Source organism: Pseudomonas sp. VEM90 (genome assembly GCF_054611535.1).
In genome coordinates this window covers 1-908 of sequence record NZ_JBTRAR010000061.1, presented here as the reverse complement: position 1 = coordinate 908, position 908 = coordinate 1, and the positions used below count along the sequence as shown (strand labels likewise).

Here is a 908-nt window from a genome sequence, read left to right as displayed (position 1 = left end):
TGTACTTGGTGATGGGGTCCATCATGCCGCACACGTCAATGATCTGGAAGCGACCCTGCTTGGACTTCTTGATCGGCTTCTGCCCGGTGATCATCATCATCGGCATGCCGCCCAGGTAGGCGTAGGCGCTGGCGGTCACCAGGTTGGTGGCACCAGGGCCGAGGGTCGACAGGCTGACGCCGGTCTTGCCGGTCAAGCGACCGTAGGTGGCAGCCATGAAACCTGCAGACTGCTCGTGACGGGTCAGTACCAGCTTGATCTTCGACTTGCGCAGGGATTCGAGCAGGTCGAGGTTTTCCTCACCGGGAATGCCGAATACATACTCGACACCTTCATTTTCCAGGCATTGCACAACGACATCGGCGGCCTTGGCCATCTTGCTTGCTACCTCAAGTGATGGGACGGGGAGTCCAGAAATGCGCAGCACGGTACGCTGGCATCGCCAGGTCCAGGAGCAAAAGTGCCCCGAACCAGAGTCTTGACGTAGGGGGCGTGCGGGAAAGTCACGTTAATGCCGCGTTGAGGCCATTCTAACCTGGCTTCGCACCATCCTCTGTAGGAGCGGGTTTACCCGCGAAGGGGCCGGACCTGCTGGCCAATTTCCACCTGCCGTTCACCGTTGCCGCCGCCACCGTATTCGCGGGTAAACCCGCTCCTACACAGATCGGTGGTAAACACACATCGGGGGGTGGACACAGGCCGCTGTAGGAGCGGGTTTACCCGCGAACACCGGCGAAGCCGGTGCCATCTCCGCTCTCGAGCAGGTCCAGTTTTTTGCCCATAAAGACAAAACCCCTACCTGCATGTGCAGATAGGGGTTTTGCGAAATGAATCTTGACGATGACCTACTCTCACATGGGGAAACCCCACACTACCATCGGCGATGCATCGTTTCACTACTGAGTTCG

The 908-nt window shown here is 58.5% G+C and carries 1 protein-coding gene and 1 rRNA gene; both read right to left on the bottom strand.

What is annotated here, in order from left to right; all coding sequences use genetic code 11:
• Window positions 1-376: thiamine pyrophosphate-binding protein (locus ACYCCG_RS26015; RefSeq protein WP_459672317.1), on the bottom strand; the 376-nt coding region annotated here is incomplete at its 3' end.
• A gap of 456 nt (window positions 377-832) precedes the next feature.
• Window positions 833-908, bottom strand: a 5S ribosomal RNA gene (gene rrf, locus ACYCCG_RS26010); the annotation flags it as partial.